22 protein-coding genes are annotated in these 24,323 nt (G+C 63.6%); 15 read left to right on the forward strand and 7 right to left on the reverse strand.

The window, feature by feature from the left end; all coding sequences use genetic code 11:
• Window positions 1-55: 55 nt before the first annotated feature.
• Both ACYQ1P_RS15880 and hypA read right to left on the reverse strand, forming a co-directional pair.
• Complete coding sequence (locus ACYQ1P_RS15880; RefSeq protein WP_460021319.1) at window positions 56-1,159, reverse strand: Kae1-like domain-containing protein; 1,104 nt, start codon at window positions 1,157-1,159, stop codon at window positions 56-58.
• Entirely contained in the window at window positions 1,156-1,497 is a 342-nt protein-coding gene (gene hypA / locus ACYQ1P_RS15885) for a hydrogenase maturation nickel metallochaperone HypA (protein WP_460021320.1), read from the reverse strand. Before hypA ends, ACYQ1P_RS15880 begins: the two co-directional genes overlap by 4 nt.
• Window positions 1,498-1,631: 134 nt before the next feature.
• On the opposite strand from hypA, the gene ACYQ1P_RS15890 reads away from it, so the two are divergent.
• Window positions 1,632-1,844 (forward strand): SlyX family protein, encoded by a 213-nt coding sequence (locus tag ACYQ1P_RS15890; RefSeq protein WP_460021321.1) that lies wholly within the window; start codon window positions 1,632-1,634, stop codon window positions 1,842-1,844.
• A 97-nt stretch (window positions 1,845-1,941) separates the two neighbouring features.
• The gene (locus tag ACYQ1P_RS15895) at window positions 1,942-3,069 is read left to right on the forward strand and encodes an ankyrin repeat domain-containing protein (RefSeq protein WP_460021322.1); all 1,128 of its coding nucleotides are present in this window, start codon (window positions 1,942-1,944) and stop codon (window positions 3,067-3,069) included.
• Between the two features lie 18 nt (window positions 3,070-3,087).
• Here the strand turns inward: ACYQ1P_RS15895 and ACYQ1P_RS15900 are convergent, their stop codons facing one another.
• Window positions 3,088-4,188 (reverse strand): IS5 family transposase, encoded by a 1,101-nt coding sequence (locus ACYQ1P_RS15900; protein WP_460018622.1) that lies wholly within the window; start codon window positions 4,186-4,188, stop codon window positions 3,088-3,090.
• 119 nt (window positions 4,189-4,307) lie between these two features.
• Between ACYQ1P_RS15900 and ACYQ1P_RS15905 the strand changes: the two genes are divergently transcribed.
• Window positions 4,308-4,637: a hypothetical protein gene (locus tag ACYQ1P_RS15905; RefSeq protein ID WP_460021323.1), complete on the forward strand. Its 330-nt coding sequence runs from the start codon at window positions 4,308-4,310 to the stop codon at window positions 4,635-4,637.
• Window position 4,638: 1 nt separating this feature from the next.
• On the opposite strand, the gene ACYQ1P_RS15910 is transcribed toward ACYQ1P_RS15905, so the two are convergent.
• Together ACYQ1P_RS15910 and ACYQ1P_RS15915 are read right to left on the reverse strand one after the other, a co-directional pair.
• A complete protein-coding gene (locus ACYQ1P_RS15910) occupies window positions 4,639-5,169 on the reverse strand; it encodes a gamma carbonic anhydrase family protein (RefSeq protein ID WP_460021324.1) in 531 nt (176 codons plus the stop codon).
• A 17-nt stretch (window positions 5,170-5,186) separates the two neighbouring features.
• On the reverse strand, window positions 5,187-5,732 hold the full coding sequence (locus ACYQ1P_RS15915) for a hydrolase (protein ID WP_460021325.1): 546 nt from the start codon (window positions 5,730-5,732) through the stop codon (window positions 5,187-5,189).
• A 202-nt stretch (window positions 5,733-5,934) separates the two neighbouring features.
• Here ACYQ1P_RS15915 and ACYQ1P_RS15920 point away from each other — a divergent pair, with 202 nt between their 5' ends.
• A complete protein-coding gene (locus ACYQ1P_RS15920; protein WP_460021326.1) occupies window positions 5,935-7,404 on the forward strand; it encodes a DEAD/DEAH box helicase in 1,470 nt (489 codons plus the stop codon).
• Here ACYQ1P_RS15920 and ACYQ1P_RS15925 read toward each other — a convergent pair.
• Entirely contained in the window at window positions 7,388-9,136 is a 1,749-nt protein-coding gene (locus ACYQ1P_RS15925; protein WP_460021327.1) for a diguanylate cyclase, read from the reverse strand. The genes ACYQ1P_RS15920 and ACYQ1P_RS15925 overlap by 17 nt on opposite strands.
• Before the next feature lie 164 nt (window positions 9,137-9,300).
• Window positions 9,301-10,206 carry a DMT family transporter gene (locus tag ACYQ1P_RS15930; RefSeq protein WP_460021328.1) on the reverse strand — a complete coding sequence of 302 codons (906 nt, stop codon included), beginning with the start codon at window positions 10,204-10,206 and terminating at the stop codon, window positions 9,301-9,303.
• 132 nt (window positions 10,207-10,338) lie between these two features.
• Between ACYQ1P_RS15930 and ACYQ1P_RS15935 the strand changes: the two genes are divergently transcribed.
• The 11 genes from ACYQ1P_RS15935 (at window position 10,339) to ACYQ1P_RS15985 (ending at window position 24,319) form a co-directional block, all read left to right on the forward strand.
• On the forward strand, window positions 10,339-11,346 hold the full coding sequence (locus tag ACYQ1P_RS15935; RefSeq protein ID WP_460021329.1) for an XdhC family protein: 1,008 nt from the start codon (window positions 10,339-10,341) through the stop codon (window positions 11,344-11,346).
• Window positions 11,343-11,957: a nucleotidyltransferase family protein gene (locus ACYQ1P_RS15940; protein WP_460021330.1), complete on the forward strand. Its 615-nt coding sequence runs from the start codon at window positions 11,343-11,345 to the stop codon at window positions 11,955-11,957. Before ACYQ1P_RS15935 ends, ACYQ1P_RS15940 begins: the two co-directional genes overlap by 4 nt.
• Before the next feature lie 115 nt (window positions 11,958-12,072).
• A complete protein-coding gene (locus tag ACYQ1P_RS15945; RefSeq protein ID WP_460021331.1) occupies window positions 12,073-12,942 on the forward strand; it encodes an IclR family transcriptional regulator in 870 nt (289 codons plus the stop codon).
• 24 nt (window positions 12,943-12,966) lie between these two features.
• Window positions 12,967-14,130 carry a zinc-dependent alcohol dehydrogenase gene (locus ACYQ1P_RS15950; RefSeq protein ID WP_460021332.1) on the forward strand — a complete coding sequence of 388 codons (1,164 nt, stop codon included), beginning with the start codon at window positions 12,967-12,969 and terminating at the stop codon, window positions 14,128-14,130.
• A gap of 5 nt (window positions 14,131-14,135) precedes the next feature.
• Window positions 14,136-15,050 carry an FAD binding domain-containing protein gene (locus ACYQ1P_RS15955; protein ID WP_460021333.1) on the forward strand — a complete coding sequence of 305 codons (915 nt, stop codon included), beginning with the start codon at window positions 14,136-14,138 and terminating at the stop codon, window positions 15,048-15,050.
• Entirely contained in the window at window positions 15,043-17,922 is a 2,880-nt protein-coding gene (locus tag ACYQ1P_RS15960) for a molybdopterin-dependent oxidoreductase (protein WP_460021334.1), read from the forward strand. The genes ACYQ1P_RS15955 and ACYQ1P_RS15960 overlap by 8 nt, the downstream gene beginning before the upstream one ends.
• A 42-nt stretch (window positions 17,923-17,964) precedes the next feature.
• Window positions 17,965-18,954 (forward strand): tripartite tricarboxylate transporter substrate binding protein, encoded by a 990-nt coding sequence (locus ACYQ1P_RS15965; protein WP_460021335.1) that lies wholly within the window; start codon window positions 17,965-17,967, stop codon window positions 18,952-18,954.
• A gap of 45 nt (window positions 18,955-18,999) precedes the next feature.
• The gene (locus ACYQ1P_RS15970; protein ID WP_460021336.1) at window positions 19,000-19,458 is read left to right on the forward strand and encodes a tripartite tricarboxylate transporter TctB family protein; all 459 of its coding nucleotides are present in this window, start codon (window positions 19,000-19,002) and stop codon (window positions 19,456-19,458) included.
• Window positions 19,459-19,465: 7 nt separating this feature from the next.
• Window positions 19,466-20,983: a tripartite tricarboxylate transporter permease gene (locus ACYQ1P_RS15975; RefSeq protein ID WP_460021337.1), complete on the forward strand. Its 1,518-nt coding sequence runs from the start codon at window positions 19,466-19,468 to the stop codon at window positions 20,981-20,983.
• 15 nt (window positions 20,984-20,998) lie between these two features.
• Window positions 20,999-22,873: a thiamine pyrophosphate-dependent enzyme gene (locus tag ACYQ1P_RS15980; RefSeq protein ID WP_460021338.1), complete on the forward strand. Its 1,875-nt coding sequence runs from the start codon at window positions 20,999-21,001 to the stop codon at window positions 22,871-22,873.
• 9 nt (window positions 22,874-22,882) lie between these two features.
• A complete protein-coding gene (locus ACYQ1P_RS15985) occupies window positions 22,883-24,319 on the forward strand; it encodes an NAD-dependent succinate-semialdehyde dehydrogenase (RefSeq protein ID WP_460021339.1) in 1,437 nt (478 codons plus the stop codon).
• The last annotated feature ends 4 nt before the right edge of the window (window positions 24,320-24,323 follow it).

Genomic DNA, 24,323 nt, shown 5'->3' on the forward strand with positions numbered 1-24,323 from the left:
TCCTTTGCAGCCAGTCCCGGGCCACTGTTGCGCTTTTTGCCGTCGCTCACAAGGTTCAACCGGCCCGCGTTCGGAGATGATGGGCGGCGATCCAGGCCTGCCCCAGACTGAGTCCCGGATCTCCCGCCGAGACCCGGGCATGACGCAGCACCCGGAAACCAGCATCTTGCAAGCCCGCGCTCACCGCCCCGGTCAAGACACGGTTGAAGAAGCAGCCCCCCGACAGCCCGACCACCGACGGCCCGCCCCGGGCGACGGCCTGGCGCACCCAATCCACCAGGGCCGCCGCCAGAGTGCCATGAAACAGTTCCGCTCCGGCCGTCGGGTCCATCCCCGGCAACACATTGAGCAGCGGCCCACAGTCGAGCACGCCCTCGGCATCAATGCGCCAACCATTGTCCAGCACGCGGGGAGTCCGCACCAGGGCTTCCAGTTCCATCGGGGCCTGCCCCTCGAAGGCCGCCACGGGACGGACCTGGAGCAACCCACAAGCCGCATCGAACAGGCGGCCACAGGAACTGGTCGGCGGACAGTTGAATCCCCGCTCCAGCAGTTGCGGCATCAGGGCGGCGTGTTTTTGATCCCGGAACAGGGTCGGGATGTCGCCGCCACGTCCCATCCCGTGCAGCGCCGCCGCGCCCATGCGCCAGGGCTCGCGCGCCGCCACGTCTCCCCCCGGCTGGAGCAGCCGTTTCAAATGCCCCAGCCGCACGAAGGAGTCTCCCTCCACCCGCAGAAGTTCACCGCCCCAGGACTCATTGTCCGGTCCCAGCCCAAACCCATCCAGGGCCAGCCCCAGCAGAGGCCCGCGATGCCCGTTCTCGGCGGCCACGGCAGCCATATGGGCGTGATGATGCTGCACCGGCAGAGTCTCGGCGGCCCAGTCTGGGGCGATCAGCGTCGAATGGAAATCCGGATGCAGGTCATGGGCGGCCAGCACCGGCATCGCCCCGGTTTCAGCCAGCAACCGGGCCACCGTGTCGTCGTAGGCGGCGATGACCTCGGGGTCGCCCAGATCGCCCAGAGTCTTCGAAATATAGGCCACGCCCTCTTGGATCACGCAGGCGGTGGCCTTCAGATAGGCTCCCAGTGCCAGCACCGGCGGCGTCCCAGCCAGAGATGGAACCTCCAGCACGGTCTCGATCACGCTATCGCTCACGTCACTTCCAGTTCCTTGATTCGCATATCCTCGCCGTCGGTGACTTGAAGTTTGTGGCCGCCGCAGGTGGGGCAGGGATCATAGCGCCGGGCAATCACCACGCTTTGGGCGCAGTCCATGCACCAGGCCTGACCCGGCGTGCGAATAATTTCCAGTACCGCCCCTTCGGCCAGGGTGCCCCGGGTCACCGCCTCGAAGCAGAAGCGCATGGCCTCCGGCTCGGCGTGGGAGAGTTCCCCCAGTTCCAGCCATACAGTGGTGACCGTCTTGAAGCCCTGGGCCAAGGCCTGGTCTTCCATGATCCGCACCATGCTCTCGGTCAGCGACATCTCATGCATGACAGGAGTTCAACACGGACCGCCCACAGGAAACAAGAGGCGATGGCATGGGCGACCGGCGAAGGTGTCGTTTTCTATCGCGTTGTCGGGGCGGATCCCGCTAAAATCCGCCCCCTAACATCAGGAGCACGGACATGAACGAATTGTCGGACCGCATCGACGCCCTGGAGGCCCATGCGGCCGAGCAGGAACGGCTGGTCCATGAACTGTCCGATGTGCTGGCCGACCACTGGCGTACCATCGAGGCTCTCAAACGGGAAGTGCTGATCCTCCGGGACCGCCTGCAATCGGCCGAACACCACCTGGAATCGGCGGCCACGGACGACAAGCCGCCGCCCCATTACTGACCCCTGCCCGTGGCCTTGTTCCGGTTGATATATTGACGGCGGAGACAGGGTGGCGCACAACTGCGTCGACGTTTCGAAGGATCGAGGACCAAGTCTCATGCGTGGGATCACAAGGGGATGCATGATCCTGCTGGCTGCGGTCTTGTGGTTGGGGCCAGCGGCGGCGCAGGAGCCCGGCCCGGGGCAAGGCCCCGACGCCGAACCGATCCTGCAATTAATCCGGGCCATCGTCGAAGACGATGCGGACGGCGCGCTCCTGGCCCTGCGGCGCGGGGCCGATCCATCCCTCCAGGACGTCCATGGCCTGACGCCGCTGGATATCGCGCACTTTCTCAAACGCCCGAAAATCGCCGAACTGATTGCCGCCGCCCAGAAAAGCCAACGGGGGCCGCTCAAGGAAGCCCTGGTCCTGAAGCCCGATCAGCCGCTGCCCCAGGACCAGCCGGTGCTGCCCAGCATCGACAACTACCTGGATCAGATTCCAGCGCAGATTCTGCCTGCGGACATGCCGACCGCCCCGGCCCTCCCCAGGGCCGAGGTGGTGCGGAGTCCGAGCCCGCCGCAACAGATTTCGGAAATCCCCGCCCCACCGAAGGTCGATCCGACAGCCGCCCCTCCCCCCTCGGCGACACCCGTTCAGGCGGCACCCGTGACCCCGGTCGCACCCGCCGCCCCGCCCGCCCCGCCGGTGCCGGAAACCATCGAGGATGCGCTGTCCGGCCAAGGCCTGCCGGTGATCGAACCGGTCGCACCCGTGGCACCCGTCACGCCCATGCCCCCGACACCCTCGGAAACGCCCCCAGCCGCTGCGCCGGTGGCCGCCCCCGGTTTTTTTGAACGAATGTCTAATTACGTTTTTGGCGAGGATCCGGCTCCTGTCGCCCCTGCCCCCGCTCCGGCCCCGAAAATGACGGCCCAGCCTCCGGCACCGGCGCGCCTGCTTGACGGTGCCATATTGGGACTGGGGCCGTTGTATCTGGGGCAGCAACGGGAGGTCCCGGCCTCCTGCATCCAACGTCAACAAATGCTGTTTTGCCTGGAAACAGTGGACTGGGACGCCGCGCCAGCAAAGCTGTTCGAGGTGACCGACCTGCCCGCCTTTAACAGGCTGCGGAAAAACGCGGAAGGTCGGCCCCTTTCCCCATCGGTCGGTGCCATTCAGTGGCCTCGGCGAGGGGGTGCGGGCCGCTTTTGCGGCCGGTTTCCCCGGACTCTGCCGATTTGAGGCAGAGTCCGGGTATCGTCATGCCGCAGCCATCAACTTCGGCAGCCTGACGAGGTTGTAGGCGGCGGCGGTCAGGGTGAAGACCCAGTCGACGCGGTCGGTGCCCTTGTGGCGGGTCTTGCGCAAATTTCCGGTGGTCTTTGCCCAGCCGAAGACCTCCTCAATCCGCTTGCGGATGCGCAAGCTGATGGCGTAGCCGGGATGGCGGGTTGTGCGGCCATCAATGGCGCTACGGCGGCGCACGTCACCGGTTTCGGTCACCTGCTCGTTCCGGGCGATATGGGGCGTGACCTTGCGGACCCGCAAATCGCGGACGAATTCGCGGACGTCGTAGGCCTTGTCGGCGCCCAGGGTGATGCGGCCCTTTGCGGCCAAGCCATCAACCAGCGACAGGGCCGCCTCGCGCTCGGCGGTGCCGGTGGCCCGGGTGACCATGGCGCCGACCACCAGGCCGTTGCGGTTCTCCATCAACACGTGGCCCATGAAGGCCATGCGCGAGGATTGGCCGTTGGCTTTGCGGTACAGCTTGGCGTCGGGATCGGTGGTCGAGGCATGGGTCTGGTTCGAGCGCTTCTCGCCGCGGAAATCGCGTTCGCCGTTGCGCCCCGGCCCCGGAGGCGGATCGCCGCCATCCTTGGGCCGGAAGCTCTTCATCGAGGCCCAGGCGTCGATCAGCGTCCCGTCCACCGAGAAATGCTCGTCCGACAGCAGGTCGCGGCCACGCGCCTGCGCCACCACCGCCGACAGAAACTTGGTCGCCACCTCGCCTTCCAACAGCCGGTCGCGATTCTTGGTGAACACCGTCACGTCCCACACCGGCGCATCCATCGACAGCCCCACGAACCAGCGGAACAGCAGGTTGTAGCCGACCTGCTCCATCAACTGCCGCTCGGAGCGGATCGAATAGAAGGCTTGCAACAGCAGGGCACGGAGCAGCTTCTCCGGCGGGATCGAGGGGCGACCCACCTTCGCGTACATCCCCTCGAAATCCGTCGACAGGACCTCCAGCACCTCATCGACGATGGCCCGGATCGGTCGGAGCGGATGGCTCGCCGGAACCCGCGCCTCGCAACTCACATACGAAAACAGGCTCTCCGTCCAAACGTCGCTGCCACGCATCTCGCCCCCCCTGTCGCTTTCAGGAGGAATCGAATCATACCCGGTCGTCAAAGGGAAGAGTTTTTCCGCAGCCTGTTAAAGGAACGCGGGCCCTGGTCCGCTACGATCCTGACCACAAGGTGGCCGCCCTGCACGGGTTTTTCCCCAGCCCGGCCTATGCGGCTGTGCGGGACTATTTCGAGGCACGTCTCGGGCCGCCGTCCTATAGCCTGAACCGGGAAACCACCGGAACGCCCCGTCGAATCGTCGGCTGGCGCAACCAACCCTCCGCTGGGGGTGCGCCGGAAATCCTGGAGATCCAGGAACATGCCCCGCGCGCCCAACTGGGCGTGACCCCCGATCATGGGGTCGTGCGTGTGGTCCGCTCGGGGGATGTGGATGGCATCCGGTTTCTGCATCCGACCGACGTGACGACCCTGGCCGGTCGGATGAGCCCCCCCACCCCTTGATCTATTGCTCGGCCAGCATCGCCCTATGCCGATGGGCCAGTGTCACATAGTGATGGGTCCCGCGCTTGAAATCTGCCATTTCCGTGGAGGTCAAGTCGCGCACCTTGCGCGCCGGGATACCGGCCCAGAGTTCTCCGGCCGGGATACGTTTGCCCGGACCGACCAGCGCTCCGGCGGCGACCATGGACCGACTTTCGACCACCGCGCCATCCATGATACAGGCCTTCATGCCGATGAAGCAGCCGTTCTCCAGGGTTGCCCCGTGGATCATGGCCATATGACCGACCAGCACGTCATCGCCGATGGTGGTCGGCCATTTGGCGGTGGTCACATGGACCATGGAGTTGTCTTGAATATTGGACCTGGCGCCGATACGGATCCAGTTCACATCGCCACGCACCGTCACCCCGTACCAGATGGAACTGTCTTCGCCGATGGTCACATCCCCCAGCACACAGGCCGTGGGGGCGATGAAGGCGCTGTCGGCGATTTGCGGCGCACTGTCTTCAAAGGGCAGAATGAGCGGTGTCATGGGCGAACTCCTGATTATTAATCTTTCAACAGCGGTTGAATATCCTTGAATACCGGGGTCCCGGCCCGTTCCATCCATTCGAACAGAACCATTTCGGTGGACACCACCTGCGCCCCCATGCGCGCCATCCGCTCACAGGCCAGCCGTTTGTTTTCCGGGCGTCGCGATGAAATGGCGTCGGCGACCAGAAACACCGAGACCCCGCTTTCCAAAAGGTCGGCCACCGTTTGCAGGACACAGACATGCGCCTCGATCCCGGCCACCACGGCCTGCCGCCGATCCAGGGCCGCGAAGGTTTCCGACCAGACCTGATCGCGGGCACAGGAAAAAGTCATTTTCTCGATCCGCGCCGCCCCTTCGATGCCGTCCGCCAGACCGGCCACCGTTGGCCCGAGCCCTTTGGAATATTGTTCCGACACCAGCCGTGGCACCTCCAGGGCGGCGGCCCCGGCGAGCAGCTTGCGGCCATTGGCCACCACCGCTTCCCGGTCCGCCATGGCAGGCAACAGCTTTTCCTGCACATCAATCAGCAACAGCACCGATTCATCTGTCCGCATCAACATGACACCCTCCTTGCCGCCCCCGGCTATGTGATATCACAGCAACACTGTGACATTATGACACGCCCAAACCCGACCTTTCATTGACTCAGGCCAGGAAGGGCCTAGTATCCGCTCCACTTGTGCACTTGCGTTATGGTATCGTTTCAAGTCTGGTTCTCCAATGGAGGATAATCACACTTGATCAGGACAGGATAGACTTCATATGGGTTTTGCGGATCTCGGGTTAGGAGAAGACGTGCTGCGCGCCGTGGCCGATGCGGGCTACGAGACTCCAACACCGATCCAGGAAAAGGCCATCCCCTATGTGCTGATGAGCCGGGACATCCTCGGCTGCGCCCAAACGGGCACCGGCAAGACCGCCTCCTTTACCCTGCCGATGATCGACATTCTGGCCCATGGCCGCGCCAAGGCGCGGATGCCCCGCACCCTGATTCTCGAACCGACCCGCGAACTGGCCGCCCAGGTGGCCGAAAATTTCGACAAGTACGGCAAATATCACAAGCTCAACAAGGTGCTGCTCATCGGCGGCGAGTCCATGAACGAGCAGAAAAAGATCATGGAACGCGGCGTCGATGTGCTGATCGCCACCCCGGGGCGGCTGATTGATTTGTTCGAGCGCGGCGGGTTGCTGCTGCGCGACGTCAAGATTCTGGTCATCGACGAAGCCGACCGCATGCTCGACATGGGCTTCATTCCCGATGTGGAGCGCATTGTTTCGCTGTTGCCGCCGCTGCGTCAGACGCTGTTCTTTTCTGCCACCATGCCGCCGGAAATCCGCCGTCTGGCCGATGCTTTCCTGACCAATCCCAAGGAAATCAGTGTTGCCGCACCCTCCTCGGCAGCCGATACCGTGACCCAGAAACTGGTGGTCATCAAGACCCCCGACCTCCCCGGGCGCGGACGCGGCGGGACGACCAACGGCCACAAGGAGAAACGGGCCGCCCTGCGGGCCATCCTGAGCCAGGAAGACGTACGCAGCGCCTTTATCTTCTGCAACCGCAAACGGGATGTGGGCGTGACTTTCCGTTCGCTGGAAAAATCCGGCTTCAGTGTCGGTCAGTTGCACGGCGACATGACCCAATCGGCGCGCAGCGAAATGCTCGCCCGCTTCAAGAGAGACGAAGTCCGTCTGCTGGTCTGTTCCGACGTGGCGGCGCGTGGCATTGATGTTTCCGACCTCAGCCATGTGTTCAACTTCGATGTGCCGACCCATGCCGAGGATTACATCCATCGCATTGGCCGCACCGGTCGGGCCGGCAAGGAAGGCCGCGCCTTCACCCTGGCCATTCCCGAAGAAACCAAATACATCGACGCCATTGAGCAACTCTTGAACCGCTCCATTGAGCGCATGGAGTTCACCGGTGTCGAAACCGGCGACATGGTGGGCCGCCACGCCCGGCGCACGCAACATTCCAAGGCCGCCGAAAAGGCCCCGGCCCCAAGCCCGGCACCGGCAAAGACGGAAGAAGCCGCAGAAACCGCTCCGCCCGCCAAGCCTGACCGCGCGGCCAAGCCCGCCTCGAAACCAGCGACAGCCGCCGCCGCCGCGCCGCGCCCGCGCAAGGAAAATCCCCGTAGCCGCAGCCGCGACAATGCGCCGGAAAAGCCGGTGGTCGGCCTGGGCGATCACGTGCCCGCCTTTTTGCTGCGCACCGTCAAGCTGGACGACTGACCGACTTTTCCCGTGACTCCGTGGAGGTGCCGTCGTAGATTTCCACCCGGTCCCGGCCCCGTCGCTTGGCCTGATACAGAGCCTCGTCAGCCTCGTTGACTAGGTCGTGCACGCTCAACCCCTTGCGGCCCGCCACGCTGGTCACCCCGACACTCACCGTGAATCCGAAGCTGTCGCCCCCCGCCGTCACCACGACCATGGAAATCAGATCACGCAGCCGCTCGGCTAGCACCATGGCCTGGGCGAGCGACGTATTGGGCAACAGCAGGGCGAATTCCTCGCCGCCGAGGCGTCCGAACGTATCGCTGGTCCGCAGTTGCGGCCTGACCGCATCGACGAAGGTCACCAGGGCCGCATCCCCGGCGGCGTGACCATAGGTGTCGTTGACGTTCTTGAAGTGATCCAGGTCGAACAGCAGCAGGGACAGGGACACGTCATAACGATGGGTGCGCTCGATTTCATCGGTCACCCGCTCCATGAAATAGCGGCGATTGAAGATCTGCGTCTGATAGTCGTGAATGGCCAGGGCGCGCAGTTCGGCCTCCAGGTGCTTCTGCCGGGTCACGTCGAAAAAGCTGACCACTGCCGCCGCCACTTTGCCCCCTTGCATCACCGGGTAGGAATAGCATTCCACCGGCAAGGTGGTGCCATCCCGGCGTACCAACTGTTCGTCGACCAGGGTGACCGCCTTGCCGGTCCGGGCGACCTCGTGCAGCGCGCACTGGTGCAACGGCAGAGGTGCGCCATCCCCATTTTTATAGTGAATCATGTCATGAATCGGATGACCGACCAGATCATCGACGCTGTCATAGCCGAGCATGCGGACGGCCGCCGGATTGGCCATCAGGCAAATGCCGTCGGGGTCGATCTCATAGATTCCTTCCCCGGCGGTCTCCAGAATCGAGCGAATCATTTCCTCGCGCTCGGCCAACACATGCTCCGAGTGACGGCGGGCGCTGATTTCGTTTTCCAGATCACGGGTGCGTTGTTCGATGATTCGCTCACGCGCCTGCTTTTCCTTCTCCAGGGCCACCACGCGGGTCCGGAAGATGGCCAGACTCAACCAACTCAGGCCGGTCAGGGCGAGAAAGGCGATCAGATGCGGCGCAATGGCCGCCTGTCGCCGATTTTCCACGTAATCGGTGATGAAACCGGCGGAAAAGGACACGCTCAACCCTCCCCGAACATCGCCGACCCGATAGCCCTGGGCCTCGTGACAGGCCAGACAAGGCTTCTCGACCTTCAACGGGGCCATGAACCGAAACACGCCATCGGTCCCGACATTCTCAATGGTGATGCGTTCCCGGGCACCGGTCTCGAACGCCCGCAAGGACTCCGTTTCCCAGGCATCGGCCCGGTTGCCCGGATTGAGCGGATTGAGGCTGGTCAGATGAATATTGACCTGGCTCGTAGAGAGGAGTTCGCCCAATTGGCGAGTCATATAGGCCGGATTGACCTTGGTCAGCCGGATTCCCGAGGGCGTCTGGATGTTCTTCTCGAAGGTGATCAGATAGGGATTGTCCGGTGTCTCTTCGGTCAGCGGCACGTAGACCCCGCCGTGCCGGGCATTCCACTGTCGGGTGGTCTGGATCAATTCAAAAACCAGACGTCCGCGCATGGTCGCCATTTCCCGGCCATGCTCCACGGCATTCCGCCCATTCCACAGATAAGCGGCATAAACCACCGCCCCCCAGAACGACGCCACCAGGAACCAATAAACAGTAGTCCTCATGTTTCTGTTTGGCATAACCCCTCGCACCCTTGCGGCCCCGCTGACCCAGGCATGACCCAGTTTTCCCAAACAAACCCAGTCGTTTTTTATGTGAGGACGCTTGCCGTGTTCTCCCCCTTGGACTTAAATTTTAGTCAAATTCATACAAAAAACTGTGCGCAATATCACACCTTCGTATGAATAAGCGGTTTTCCCCTGTCCAGCGAGGAGGCCACGATTCCGGCGGCAATCAACGCCATGCCGCCCAGGGTGGTCGGGGTTAGGGGCTCTCCCAGGAAAACCGCCGAGGAGATCAACCCGACCACCGGAATGCCGAGGGAGGAAATGGCCGTGGTGTTGGCGGGCAGCACCCGCGCCGCGCCGATATAGCACCAGAAGCACAAGACCGTTGCCACCAGGGCGTTGTAGCCTAGAATCCACAGCAGATCGAAGCTTGGTGTGAGGCGCGGCAGACCCTCGCCGACCAGGGCGACTCCGCTCAGGACAATCCCGCCAATCAACAATTGCCAGGGCAACAGGGAAAGATGTGGCCGTCGCCAGCCGTGCGCCCGCACATGCACCAGGACGGCAGCCCATAAAACGGCAGAAATCAAGGGCAGGGCATTGCCGAAAGTCGGAGCATTCCAACCCCAAGGAAAACTCAGCGGATTGAACAGCACGGCGATTCCGGCCCCGCCGAGGCCGATACCCAGGGCCTTGCGCGCCGTCAGTTTCTCGCCCAGGAACAGGATCGCCATGGGCGCCGCCCACAGGGGAATGGTATAGGCCAAAACGGCGGCCCGCCCCGCATCGACGAACAGCAGGGACGCATGCAACAAAGCCATGCAGATGCCAATCTGGACCCCGCCGACGCTCAACAGCACCGGCAATTCGGACCGGGTTGGAAGGCTTACTCGTCGGCGCAGACCCAGGAAGGCAAACAGCACGATGGCACTCAACAGCACCCGCAAGGCGGCGAACCACAGCGGCCCGATATGATCAATGCCGATTTTCATGACCGGCCAATTGAGGCCCCAGAACACCACCGCAATGCCCATCAGGCCCCAGGCATTGCGGATTTCACGGGTCATGATCGGGTGCCCCTGCTGGTCATGTATCGGTATCTTGTATCATCGAGATCCCCCTGAGGCGAGCCCGGATTGGCTTGACGCAGACCCGAAGCTCCCCCGAGGATAAAAAAAACCAACCCAAGGAGAGCGCCCATGACCCCCGCCGACGATCCTCTGAAAGTGGCCCGCGACTGGCTGGACGAGGGGCACGGCGTGGCCCTGGCGACCGTGGTCGGCACCTGGGGTTCGGCCCCGCGCCCGCTGGGCAGTCATCTGGTGGTCAATGACAAGGGGGCCTTCGCCGGATCGGTCTCCGGCGGCTGTATCGAGGGATTTCTGGTCTCCGAGGCCCTGGACATCATGGCCGAGGGTCAGCCGCGAGTGCTCGAATACGGCATCACCACCGAACAGGCCCAGGAGGTGCGCCTGGCCTGCGGCGGGACGTTGCGGGTTTTCGTCGAACCCCTCACCGCGCCCGGCCTGATCGCCGATTTGATCGACGTTCGTCCCGTGGCCCGGGTGATCGACCTCGCCAACGGCCATTGGGCCCTGCTCGGGGAGAGCAAAACCGATGGCTCACTATGCCTCGACGAGACGACCCGGGCGGCGGCCCTGCGCATGCGCGATGCGGCGGAATGCGGTCCCTTGCAGGCCGAGGGACGGGATTTGATGGTCGTCGTCTACGCCCCGCCCCGTCGGCTGATCGTCATCGGCGCGGTGCATATCGCTCAGACCCTGGCCCCCCTGGGCGCGCAGGTCGGCTTCGAGACCTTCGTCATAGATCCCCGTCCGGCCTTTGCCCGTCCCGAGCGGCTGCCCGGGGTGACCATCCTCACCGACACGGCGGACAAGGCGCTGCCAAGGCTGGGACTCGACGCCGGCTGTGCCGTGGTCGCCCTGGCCCATGATCCGATGCTCGATGATCCCGCCCTGCGCCTGGCCCTGGAGTCCAAGGCCTTCTATATCGGCTGTCTGGGCAGTCGCCGAAACCAGGAAAAGCGCCTCAACCGCCTGCGCAAGGCCGGATATTCGGAGACCGATCTGGCCCGGCTGCATGGTCCCGTCGGGCTGGATATCGGGGCCCGCACGCCGCAGGAAATTGCCATTTCCATTCTGGCCGAAGTGATCGCCGTGCAGCATGGCAAGGACCCTCGCCGATGACCCTGGAGGCGCTGCCCGCAGCGGCCAAACCTCGAGTCGCGGTGCTGGTTCTGGCCGCCGGACAGTCGCGGCGCATGGGCGGCGTCAACAAGCTGCTGGCCCCGCTGAACGGCAAGCCCGTGTTGCACCATGTGCTTGATGGCATCCCGACGACCCTGCGCCAGGACATTTGGATTGTTACCGGATTTGAGGCGGCGCGGGTACGCGACAGCCTCGGCGGGCAGGGCCTCCATTTCGTGCATAATCCGCGTTTCAAGGACGGCCTGAGCACGTCGCTGAAAGTCGGCATCGAGGCCCTCCCCGATGACCGGGCGGGGGTGCTGGTGATGCTCGGTGATATGCCCTTCGTGCAACCGCAGACCGTGACGGCCCTGCTCACCTGCTTCGAGGAAAGCGGCGGCATCTGCCTGCCCATGTATCAGGGACATCGGGGCAACCCGGTGCTGTGGCCGCGAGCTTTTTTCCCCGCTATCGGTGACTTGACCGGCGACCAGGGGGCGCGATCCCTGCTCGCCGGTCATTCGGCACAGGTCCGCACGGTGTCGGTCACCGACGACGGAATCCTGAGGGATCTGGACAGCCCAAGGGACTTCGAGGGGGCCTCAAAATGATTTCATAATGTGAAATGTAGATTTCCCATTGCAAAAATATCCCATTCCACGTTACCCTTGGGGGTGAGCCGGGATCGTGCGCAAGAAACGACCTGGGCCGATTGGGAGAGTGGGCATGAACAAATCATCGCAGGCACTGATGGCAGCGCAGGATTTGTCATCGACCGTCGTCGAGACAGAACCTCCTGTTCGGCGCCGCATTCAATCGGTCGACCGGGCCCTGTCGTTGCTGGAATTGCTCGCCAACGCCCATGGGGGGGCGCGGCTGAATCAGATTTCCCAGGACCTGGGCCTCAACGTTAGCACCTGCCACCATCTCCTGAGCACCCTGATGGATCGCGGCTATGTGGCCCAGTCCGGCAGGGACCGCGCCTATTTTCTCGGCAACATGGTTTCGGAACTCAGCGGGTCGCGGCTGCGCCAGTTCGACCTGTCCGACGTGGCCATGGCCCCGTTGCGCGACCTCAACGAGCGGACCGGCGAGACCGTCCACCTGGCCACCCTGCAAGGGGACGAGTTGGTCACCCTGTCCCGTCTGGAGTCACGTCACACGGTGCGCGTGGTCTCCGGCGCGGGCGGCAAATCCAGCGCCTTCCATGCCACCGCCACCGGCAAGGCCATCCTGGCCTGGTTGCCGGAGCGCGAGGTCGAGCGGCTGTTGCAGCGCACCGGCCTGGAGCGTTTTACCGACAAGACCATCACCGACCGGGACCTGCTGACCGAAGAGCGCCGTCTGGTGCGTCGCAACGGTTTTGCTCTGGACCGGGAGGAGTTTCAGCCCGGCGTGGTCTGTGTCGGGGCCGCCATCCGCGACTCATCCGGTGCCGTCATCGGCTCCTTCAGTTGTTCGCTGCCGTCCATGCGCGCCAGCAAGGACTATCTTCGGGCCATCGAGGACGATGTGAAGGCCACGGCGCGCGCCATTTCCGACAACCTGGGCGGAACGACGGGCCGCGTTTCCCCGCCCCCCTCCGACACCCCATGACAAACACGTAAGGAGTGCTGCGGCATGGCTATGCCAAATAATGTGAAGACCAGCCCCGACTTCCCGATCCCCGAAACCCAGAAGGCCTGGGTGCTCGATGATCCCGGCCAATTGCGCAAGACCGTGAAACCGGTTCCGGTGCCGGGCAAGGCCGAGGCGCTGGTGCGCATCGACGCCATCGCCGTCTGCGGCACCGATCTGGAAATCATCTACAAGGGGCCGCCCGCGCTCATTGAAGGCGGCCAGCCGTTCAACAAGAACTTCACGCCGGGCCATGAATACATGGGCACTGTGGTCGCCCTCGGTCCGGGGGTCGATGAATATGCCATTGGTGATCGGGTGACGGTGGAAATTCACGCCGGTTGCGGCCAATGCAAACGCTGCCGCCAGGGCATGTATACGTCCTGCCATAACTACGGCAAGAACTACGGCGATGTGGACAAGGGCCATCGGGCCAACGGCTTCTCCACCGACGGCGGCTTTTGTGAATATGCGGTCAACAACATCAACACGCTGATCCATGTGCCCGAAACCATGAGCGACGAGGAAGCCACCCTGGTGGTCACCGCCGGGACCTCCATGTATGGCCTGACCGAGGTGGGCGGCCTGATCGCCGGAGAGAGTGTGGCCGTGATTGGCCCCGGCCCCATCGGGCTGCTCGGGGTGGCGGTGGCCAAGGCCCTGGGCGCGCAGCCGGTAATCCTGACCGGCACCCGGGATAACCGCCTGGAGATGGGCAAGAGGCTGGGGGCCGACCATACCATCAATGTGCGCAACGAAGATGCGGTGGCCAAGGTCCGCGACTATACCGGCGGCATCGGGGCCGACTACGTGCTGGAATGTTCCGGCGGCGCGACCGGCCTGAACGACGCGGCGCAGATGGTCAACCGGGGCGGCAAGATCTGTTTGCAGGCCTTCCCTGGCGAACCGGTGCCGGTGGATGTGGCCTATCTGGTGCGCAACAACATCTATATTTACGCCATCAGGGGTGAAGGCAAGAGCGGCACCCATCGGGCGGCGGCCTTCATGGAACAGAAGCGCTTCGACGCCACCCTGATCCATACCCATACCTTCGACATGGACGACCTGCCGGAAGCCATCCGCCATGCCAAGGACCGGGTGGACGACGCCATCAAGGTGGTGGTGAAAAACAATTTCGCCAACACCCAAAAAGCGGCGGCGGAGTAACGCCCATGCTCACCTGCGACCGCTATCTGACCCCTCGGACCCTGCAAGAGGCCTTGCAGGTCTGGTCGGAAGCGCCGCAAGGGAGCCGTCTGCTCGCCGGGGCCACCGATACCCTGCCCTGGGCTCGCCAGGGCCGGGCCGGGGACGCCCATGTGCCGACCCTGATTGATCTTTCCCGGTTCCCTGACAGCGACGGCTACGAGGTCCTCCCCGACGGTCGACTGCGCCTGGGGGCCAATCTGGTGTTTCAGCGTTTTCTGGAAGACCCCGCCCTGGCTGCTCACCTGCCGCACATGCGGTTCTGCGCCGTCTGGTTCGCCGATGACCAAATCCGTCGCCAGGCCACCCTGGTCGGCAACATCGTCAATGCCTCTCCCGCCGCCGACGGCGTGCCACCGATGGTCGCCCTGGATGCCGTCGTCGAGATTGCCTGCTTACAGGACGGACAAATCATGACCCGTTCGCAGCCGCTGGAAACCTTTATTACCGGTCCGGGCAAGACCACCCTGCAACCGGGCGAAATCGTCACCGCCGTGACCTGCGATTCTGCGTCCGGATATGGCGGGGCATTCGAAAAGGTCGGGCAACGGCGCTCGCTCGTCATCTCCATCGCCTGTGCCACCTGCTGCGTCAAACCGACGGTGGACGGCACGCGCTTCGAAGATGTCCGTCTGGCTCTGGGCGGCGTCGGACCGGTGCCCATGCGGCTGCGTGATGTGGAAGATGTCCTGCGCGGACAGCCAATCAATGCCGACATCATCGCCCAGGCCGCCCAAATGCCGGTGGATCGGGTCGCCTCGCGGACCCGCCGAGATTATCGCCGCGCGGTGGTCGAGGGCTTCACTGAACGGGTCCTCCGCCATGCCCTGGCCGAGGCCGGGGTGCATCTGACAGAGGATAGAAAGGCGACCCATGGCTGAGATCCTCATCGAAATGACGGTCAACGGACGTCTGGTCAAGCGCCAGGCCAAGGCCCATTGGCGGCTGATAGATTTCTTGCGCGACGAACTGCACCTGACCGGCACCAAGGAAGGCTGCGGGGCCGGAGAATGCGGCACCTGTTCGGTGTTCGTCGACGGGCGGCTGATGAAAGCCTGTCTGATGCCGTTAGCCAAGGCCGATGGCGCAACCATCGAAACTGTGGAAGGTCTGGCCGGACGGGGCGACCTGACCCCGGTGCAGAAGGCGTTCTACAAGGTCGGGGCCAGCCAGTGCGGCTATTGCATCCCCGGCATGGTGATGGCCGCCACCGCCACCCTGCGCGACAATCCCCAGGCGGATCAGGCTGAAATCAAGGAACGCATGGGCGGCAATATTTGTCGCTGCACCGGTTATCAAAAAATCGTCGAGGCGGTCGAACTGGCCCGCGATGTGATCAACGGCACCCTTCCGGCGACGGCCCTCGACGCCGAAGCGGAGAGAGACCGTTTCGTCGGCAGCAACGTGCGCCGCATTGACGCCCCGGGCAAAGTGTCCGGCGCGCTCAAGTATGCCGGTGACATGGTGATGCCCAACATGTTGCACATGCAGGTGCTGCGCTCCCCCCGACCGCATGCCCGCATTGTGTGCCTCGACACCTCCCGGGCGGAAGCCCTGGCGGGTGTCGAGGCGGTTCTGACCTGTGCCGACGTACCCGGCATCGACGGCTTCGGGGTGTTTGTGCATGATCAGCCGATCATGGCCCGGGACAAGGTGCGCTATGTGGGCGAGGCCGTCGCCGCCGTGGTGGCCGAGGACATCGAGACCGCCAAGCAGGCGCTGCGCCTGATCGACGTGACCTACGAAGACCTGCCCGCCCTGTTCGACCCGGAACAAGCCATGCTGCCCGATGCCCCGCAACTGCATGACAGCGCCCCGGGCAATCTGGTCAAGCATATTCCCATCTGCAAGGGCGACCCGGAACAGGGCTTTGCCGAGGCCGATGTGATCATCGAAAACACTTACCAAACCCAGCAGGTAGAACATGCCTATCTGGAACCGGAAGCGGGGCTGGCTTACGTGGATGCGGATGGCGTGGTGACCATCTTGTCGCCAAGCCAGAATATCACCCACCATCGCCACATGCTGTCTGATATTCTTGACCTGCCGATCAACAAAGTGCGCATGATCATGAGCCCGGTCGGCGGCGGCTTCGGCGGCAAGGAAGACATGATCTATCAAGGCATGCTGGCCCTGGCGGCCCTGCGCACCGGCCGCCCGGTGCGTCTGGTGTTCAGCCGTGAGGAATCCATCATCTCCACCTCTAAACGTCATCCGGCGCGCATTTCCTACAAAATGGGTCTGAAACGCAACGGGCGGATCACCGCCAGCAGCATCACCGCCATTTGCGACGGCGGGGCCTATGGCATGTCCACCGAGGGGGTGATGCGCAAAATGGCCATTCTTGGCCCCGGCCCCTATGCCATTCCCAACGTCAAAATTGAGACGTTCGGCATCTATACCAACAACACCCCGAGCGGCGCCTTCCGCACCTTCGGGGCCATGCAGAGCCAGTTCGCCACCGAAACCCATCTTGATCTCTGCGCCGCCCATCTGGGCCTGGACCCCTTCGAAATCCGCCGCATCAACGCCTTCAAGGTCGGCGATACCACCCATACCCAACAGCGCCTGGACTCGGTCAGCGCGCACCGGGTCCTGGAGGCGGCCAAGGAAGGCTCCGGCTGGGAAAGCGGCCCGCCCCATGTGCGCGGCGCCACGCGCGGCGATACCGGACGCGCCGACACCCGCGCCCCCTGTGCCCTGGGCGCGCGCCTGAGCGCGTCCCCCGATACCGCTTCGGGACGGGTGCGCGGTCGCGGCATGGCGGCTTCATGGTATGGCATTGCCCGCACGGCGGCCATGGACCGGGCCGGAGCCTGGGTCGAACTGGACGACGGCGGCACCGCCAAGGTGGTGACCGGGGTGACCGAAATCGGCGAAGGCATTCTGACCGTGCTGGCCCAAGTGGCGGCGGACGAACTGGGCATTCGTCCCGAAGATATCACCCTCGGCGACAACGACACCGCCCGCTCCCCAGAGGCGGCCCATGCCGGGGCGACCCGCCAGACTTACATGATCGCCAACGCGGTGGCCCTGGCCTGCCGCGATGCGCGCGAAAAATTCGACAAGCAAATGGCCGCCCATTGGGATGTGGAGCCGGACCGCATCGAAGCCGCCAACGGCCAGATTTGGGTCCGTGACAGTAACCTACGCATGACCATGGCCGAAGCGGTGCATGTTTGCAAGACCAAGCGCGGTTTCGTGCCCGTCGGCTCCGGCAACTACACTGCCCACCATACTGGCCTCGACCCTGTGAATGGGTCTGGCAAACCCTGGCAGGCCTATGTGTTCGGGGCTCAGGTGGCGGAAGTCGAGGTGGACACCCGGACCGGCGAGGTCCAGGTGCTGGGCATCTGGGCGGCCCATGATGTGGGCCGGGCGGTCAATCCGCGCGGCGTCGAGGGTCAGATCGAAGGGGCGGTCATCCAGGGCCTGGGACAGGCGCTGATGGAAGACTACAAACTGACCGAGGGCCATACCTCTACCGATAGCTTTGCCAAATACATCCTGCCCACGTCACTGGACGTGCCGCAGATCAATTCGATCATCATCGAGGACCCGGACCCCTTGAGCCCGCTCGGGGCCAAGGGGATCGGCGAACCGGCTCTGGTGCCGACGGTGCCGGCCATTCTGAATGCCATTTACGATGCCGTCGGCGTGCGAATCACCTCATTGCCCGCGACGCCGGAGAAAATTCTTGCCGCCTTGCGCCAGAAAAACATGGACAGCACCAACCGCGATGCGGCGGAGTAGGACCATAACGATCTCAGGAAAACCAATAAGGGAGGACGACAAATGACACATTTCAAGACACTTTCCCGACGCAGCGCCTTGCTCGCCGTGGCCGCCACGGTGGCCCTCGGCACCTTCGCCGGGGTGGCCCGGGCCGAATTCCCCGACAAGCCGATCGAACTGATTATTCCCTTCGGGGCGGGTGGTAGCGCCGACATCGAAGGCCGCCTGCTGGCCGAGGAAATGGGCAAGATTCTCGGCGTGCCGGTGGTGCCGGTCAACAAGCCGGGTGGCGGCGGTGCCGTGACCTACACCTACGTCAAGAATGCCGCGCCCGACGGCTACACCATGGCCTGGAACTCCACCTCCATCCTGACCACCACCAATCTGGGCAATGTCCCCTTCCAGCATGACGCCCTGGATCACCTGGGACAGGTGGAATACCAGCCGATGCCGTTCGCGGTGAAAGGCGACGCCCCCTGGAAGACGCTTAAGGAATTCGCCGATTATTGCAAGGAACACCCGGGCACATTGAAGATCGCCAACTCGGGCACCGGCAGCGCCACCCATCTGGCGTCCCTGGCGGTGATGAATGCCATCGGCTGTGATGCGATCCATCTGCCGGTGGGGGTCAAGCGACGCAATGCCACCGTGCTTTCCGGCGAGGCTGATGCCATGAACGGCCCAGTCTCCTCCACCCGGAACCTCGCCAAGGCGGGCAAGATCCGGTTCCTCGCCGTGCCGAGCAGCAAACGCAATCCGTTGATTCCCGATGTGCCGACCGCCGAGGAGGCCGGTTACAAGGCCGAGTTGGATCTGTTCCGGGGGCTCTCCGTCCCCAAGGGCACGCCCATGGAAATCAAGGCCAAACTGGCCGACGCCATGATCAAGGCCGCCCATTCCCCGGCTTTCGTGGATTTCGCCGACAAGAACGGCTTCACCGTCGAGACCATGGCACCTGAAGAGTTCAACGCCATGCTGAGCCGTGAAGACGCCAAGGTGAAGCAGATCATGGTCGACGCCGGACTCTATCAATCCGAGGCCAAAAAGTAAGGAAACTCAAGCAACCACAATAAAGCAACGAGGGGAGCCGAGACCATGACCATGCCCGTAAAAAACATCATCGCCGGTCTTTTGTTCGCGATGTTGGGCATCGGCTATGGTCTGCTCGCCTCGGGGCTCCCGGCCCGGAGCGGCATGGCCGTTCCCGGTCCGGCCTTTTTTCCGGATCTTATCGCCATTTTCATGGTTCTGCTGGCCACGGCGCTGTTTTTCAAGGGCCTGACCGAGTTGCGCACGTCTCGGGAGGTGACGCCGGGAATCGTCTTCCCCCTGCAGGGAACCCTGCTGATCATCTGGGTCGCGCTGTTCATCTTCGCCCTGCCCTATCTGGGCTTTTTGTTCGCCGGAATCCCGTTTTTCGCCGGCCTGATGTTGATGTGCGAAAACCGTCGCTGGCTGCGCCTGTTGCTTTGGTCGGTCGCCGTCCCGACGGTCCTGTTCTATTTGTTCCGTGACGGCTTCGGCATCGTGTTGCCGCACGCCCAGTGGATGTGAGGGCGTCATGGAGAGCGACGTCACCCTCGGTTTTTTCCAGGCGCTCCAGTTGGGCAACCTGACCGCCACCGCCATCGGCGTGCTGCTGGGGCTGGTGGTCGGCATGATCCCCGGCATGACCATCAGCACCGGCCTGATCATCGTGCTGCCGATGACCTTCGCCATGGACCCGAATCTGTCCATCGCCTTGCTGCTGGGGCTCTACGTGGCAGGCATGACCGGCGGCAGTTTCTCCGCCATTCTGCTCAATATTCCCGGCACCCCCTCGGCCTCGGCCACCGCCATGGACGGCTATCCGCTGACCCGACGCGGTGAGCAGGCCCGCGCTCTTGGCGTCGCCATTGTTGCCAGCTTCGTCGGCGGGCTGTTCAGTTTCGGCTGCCTGTACCTGATTTCGCCGTTTCTGGCCGACGTGGCCCTGGATTTCCGGGCCGCCGATTTGTTTTCGCTGGTGTTCTTTGGGCTGACGGTGATTTGCAGTTTTGCCGCCAAGTCGCTGATCAAGGGATTGTTGTCGGCTGCCCTGGGCCTGATGATCGTCTCCATCGGCCAGGACCCGATGATGGGCACGGCCCGCTTCACTTTCGGCAATGCGGACCTGCTGTCGGGCATTCATTTCCTGACCGCCATGATCGGCCTGTTCGCCATTCCGCAACTGGTCGAGAATGTCTGCACCCAGATCACCTTCAAGCCCGACAAGACCCGCCGTTTCGGGCTGCGGCAGGTGTTTCCGGCGCTGTCGGATCTGAAACGGATGCTGGTGCCCATGTCCATCGGTGCCCCCATCGGTTCCTTTCTTGGTGTGCTGCCGGGGGCCGGGGGGCCCATAGCCGCCTTCATCAGCTACGACTACGCCAAAAAGGCCGCTCCGAAGCCGGAAACGTTCGGTGAAGGGGCCGTCGAGGGCATCGCTGCCCCGGAATCGGCCAACAACGCGGTGGCGGGTGGAGCCTTGATCCCGATGATGACCCTGGGCATTCCTGGCGATCCGGTGACAGCCATCCTGATTGGGGCCTTGATGGTCCATGGCATGGCACCGGGGCCGATGCTGTTCCTGGAACACGGGGATTTTGCCTACGGGCTGATTTTCTCTTTCTTCTGGGCCAATATTTTCAACCTGATCATTGCTCTGGCCGGGATCGGCACTCTGATCAAGGTTCTGGCGATCCCTCGCACCTTGCTGATGCCAACCATCGGGCTGCTTTGCGTCATCGGCAGCTACGCCCTGCGCAATTCCTTCTTTGACGTCTGGGTGATGCTGGCATTCGGCCTGGTCGGACTGGGCATGAAGTGGCTCAACATGCCGGTGGTGCCTTTGTTGCTGGCCCTGGTGCTCGGCGTGCCGTTGGAGGAACACCTGCGCGTCGCCCTGACTGCCTCACAGGGGGACCTAAGCATCTTTTTCTCCTCCCCCTACAGCATCTTTTTCCTTAGCCTCGCCGCCCTGTCGATCCTCTGGTCGCTGGTCTTCGAGCCACGTCGGGAGCGGGCTAAGAAACAGAAATTCACCAAGAACGCCCCTTAAGTGAAGGCATCGAATATGGACAGCAATCATTCTCAAAACATCCAGAACCGTGCCCGGGCCATTGCCCGGCACGGCGGTGTGGATGCCGCCGTTGCCGCAGGCGACCTGGACAAACATTTGGACATCACCCTGTCCGAGGGGTTGGTGCTCGGCCTGTTGAAACAGGGGGTGCGCAAGTATCTGGCTATTCTCGGCCATGGCTCTACCGATCTGGGCGAGGTGTTGCGCATCTACGAACAAGCGGGCGTAGTGCGCACCTGGAACTTCCGCAACGAGGTGGCCATGGCCCATGCGGCGACGGCCCTGTCCTGGCAATACGGCGAGGTGCCCGCCGTGGTCACCTCCATCGGTCCCGGCGGTTTGCAGGCCATGGCCGGGTCGTTGGCCGCCGCTTCCAACGGGGTCGGCGTCTATCATATCTATGGCGATGAGACGACCCACGGCGAAGGCTACAACATGCAACAGATCCCCAAGCCCGAGCAGGGACTCTATGGGGCGCTGACCCGGACCATGGGCGAAAGCTATGTCATGCATACGCCGCAGGCCCTGCGCGACATGCTGCGCCGGGGCACCGGGCGGGTGCACCATCCGACCAAGGCCGGACCGTTCTATATCCTGTTGCCGCTCAATACCCAGCCACAGACCCTGCATGTGAATTTGGCGGCACTGCCGGAGAAACTTTCGGTGCCGCCTCTGGTTTCGGCTGACGACGGGGCTTTCGCCGCCGCTGCGGCGGCCCTCCGCGCCCATAAGCGGATCGTCTTCAAGGTGGGCGGCGGCGGGCGGGCGGCTCCAAACCACATCCGCAAACTGGCCGAGGCCTGCGGGGCAGCGGTGGCCCTCTCCCCCGGGGCTACCGGCGTGCTGCCTGACGCCCATCCGCAGAACATGCATGTGGGCGGCTCCAAGGGCTCCATCTCCGGCAATTACGCCATGGCCAACGGGGATCTCCTTGTTGTGATTGGCTCGCGCGGGGTCTGTCAGGCGGACAGCTCCGGCATCGGCTTCGAAAAGGCCGAGGCGGTGATTAATATCAACGCCGATTTGGCCGACGTGGCCCACTACAACCGCACCATAGCCCTGCAAGGGGATATCGGGGCGACCATCGACAAGCTGTTGGCTGCTCTCGGGTCTCTGGATCTTTCCGAGCGGGCCGAATGGCTCGATGCCTGCGCGGCCAAGAAAGCCGAATGGACAGCGTTCAAAACCGGTCGTTACAATACGCCGCCGTTGGTCGATGCGGCCTTCGGACGTCCCTTGCTGACCCAACCCGCCGCCCTCAAGATCGTCGCCGACTTCGCCAAGGCCCAGGGGGCGGTCAAGTTGTTCGACGCCGGGGACGTGCAGGCCAACGGTTTTCAGATCGTCGAGGACGATGCCCCCGGCGAGACCTACACCGAAACCGGGGCCTCCTACATGGGCTTCGCGGTCAGCGCGGTGACGGCGGGCGGCCTGGCCGACGCGCCGCAATATGCCATCGCGTTCACCGGCGACGGCTCGTTTATGATGAACCCGCAGGTGCTGATCGACGCGGTGGAGCATGGCGCGCGGGGCATGGTGGTGATTTTCGACAACCGCCGCATGGCCGCCATTTCCGGCTTGCAGTGGGCGCAATACGGCCACGACTACCGAACCAACGATTCGGTGGTCGTGGATTATGTGCAGATGGCCTCTGCCGTGAGCGGGGTGCGGGCGGTGGATGGCAGCGGCGATGGTCATGCTCTGCGCGCCGCCCTGTCCGAGGCCCATGCCCATGACGGCCTGTCGGTGGTCCATGTGCCCGTTTATGCGGGCGAGGATGAACGCGGCGGTATGGGGGCCTATGGCTCCTGGAATGTGGGCAATTGGTGCGACGACGTTCAAAAACGCTGGCAAGACCAGGATATTTGAGGAAAAACCATGTACGAACAATACGGACTGTATTTCGACGGCAAGTGGCACAAGGCATCCGACGGGGGCCTCAAAAAGGTCTATGACCCGGCCACCGAGGAGGTGCTCGGCACCATCCCGGCCGCCACCACCGGCGACCTGGATGCTGCCCTGGCCTCGGCGCAACAGGGCCTCAAGGTCTGGCGGACCACCAACCCCTGGGAGCGCGGCGCGATCATCCGCCGGGTCTCGGTGCTGATTCGCGAACGGGTCGAGGCCATCGCACAGATCATGTCGGCGGAAACCGGCAAGCCGGTGGCCGAGGCGCAGGCGGAAACCAACGCCGCCGCCGATCAGTTCGAATGGTATTCGGAAGAAACCAAGCGTATCTACGGCCAGACCATCGAAGGCCGCACCCCGGATGTGCGGATGACCGTGCGCTATCAGCCGGTCGGTGTGGTGGCGGCCTTCTCGGCCTGGAACTTCCCCGCCCTGCTTCCGGCGCGCAAAATCGCCGCCGCCCTGGGTGCGGGCTGTGCGATCATCGTCAAACCGGCGGGCGAGGCCCCCGGCTCCTGCATGGCGCTGATTCAGGCCTGCCATGATGCCGGGGTTCCGGCCGGGGTGGTTAATTTCGTCACCGGCGAGTCGTCCCTGATCTCGCCGTACCTGATCAAATCCCATGTGGTGCGCAAGGTCTCGCTGACCGGCTCGGTGCCGGTGGGCCAGCAGATCCTGCATATGGCCGCCGACGGGGTCAAAAAGGTCACCATGGAATTGGGTGGCCATGGTCCGGTGCTGGTATTCGACGATGCCGACGCCGCAGCGGCAGCCCGTACCTGTGCCGCCACCAAGTTCCGCAACTGCGGTCAGGTTTGCATCTCGCCGTCGCGCTTCTATGTGCATGAAAATGTCTATGACACCTTCGCCAAAGCTTTCGCCGAAGTCGCCAATGGCCTGAAGGTCGGGCGCGGCCTGGATGCCGGAGTGCAGATGGGCCCGATGGCCAACGCGCGCGGGCTGGCCACCGCCAAGGAGATGATTGCCGACGCCACCGGGCGCGGGGCCGATTTGCTGGCCGGGGGCGGCACCCCGAAGGGCCTGGAGAAGGGCTATTTCCTGCAACCGACGGTGCTTGGGCGGGTCGGCGATGACGCCAAGATCATGATCGAGGAACCGTTCGCGCCGGTCGCCCCCATCACCACTTTCCGGGACCTGGACGAGGTTTTGGAACGGGCCAACTCGCTGCCCTTCGGGTTGGCCGGTTACGTGTTCACCTCCTCCCTGCGCACCGCCCATATCGCCTCCGAAGCCTTGGAATGCGGCATGGTCGGGGTCAATGAAATGCTGCTGGCGACGGCGGAAGCGCCGTTCGGCGGCATCAAGGAAAGCGGCATGGGCCGCGAAGGCGGGTCCCTGGGCATCATGGACTACCTGGAACCCAAATACATCAAGATGAAGCTGTAATAGT

This window comes from Magnetospira thiophila, assembly GCF_054657015.1.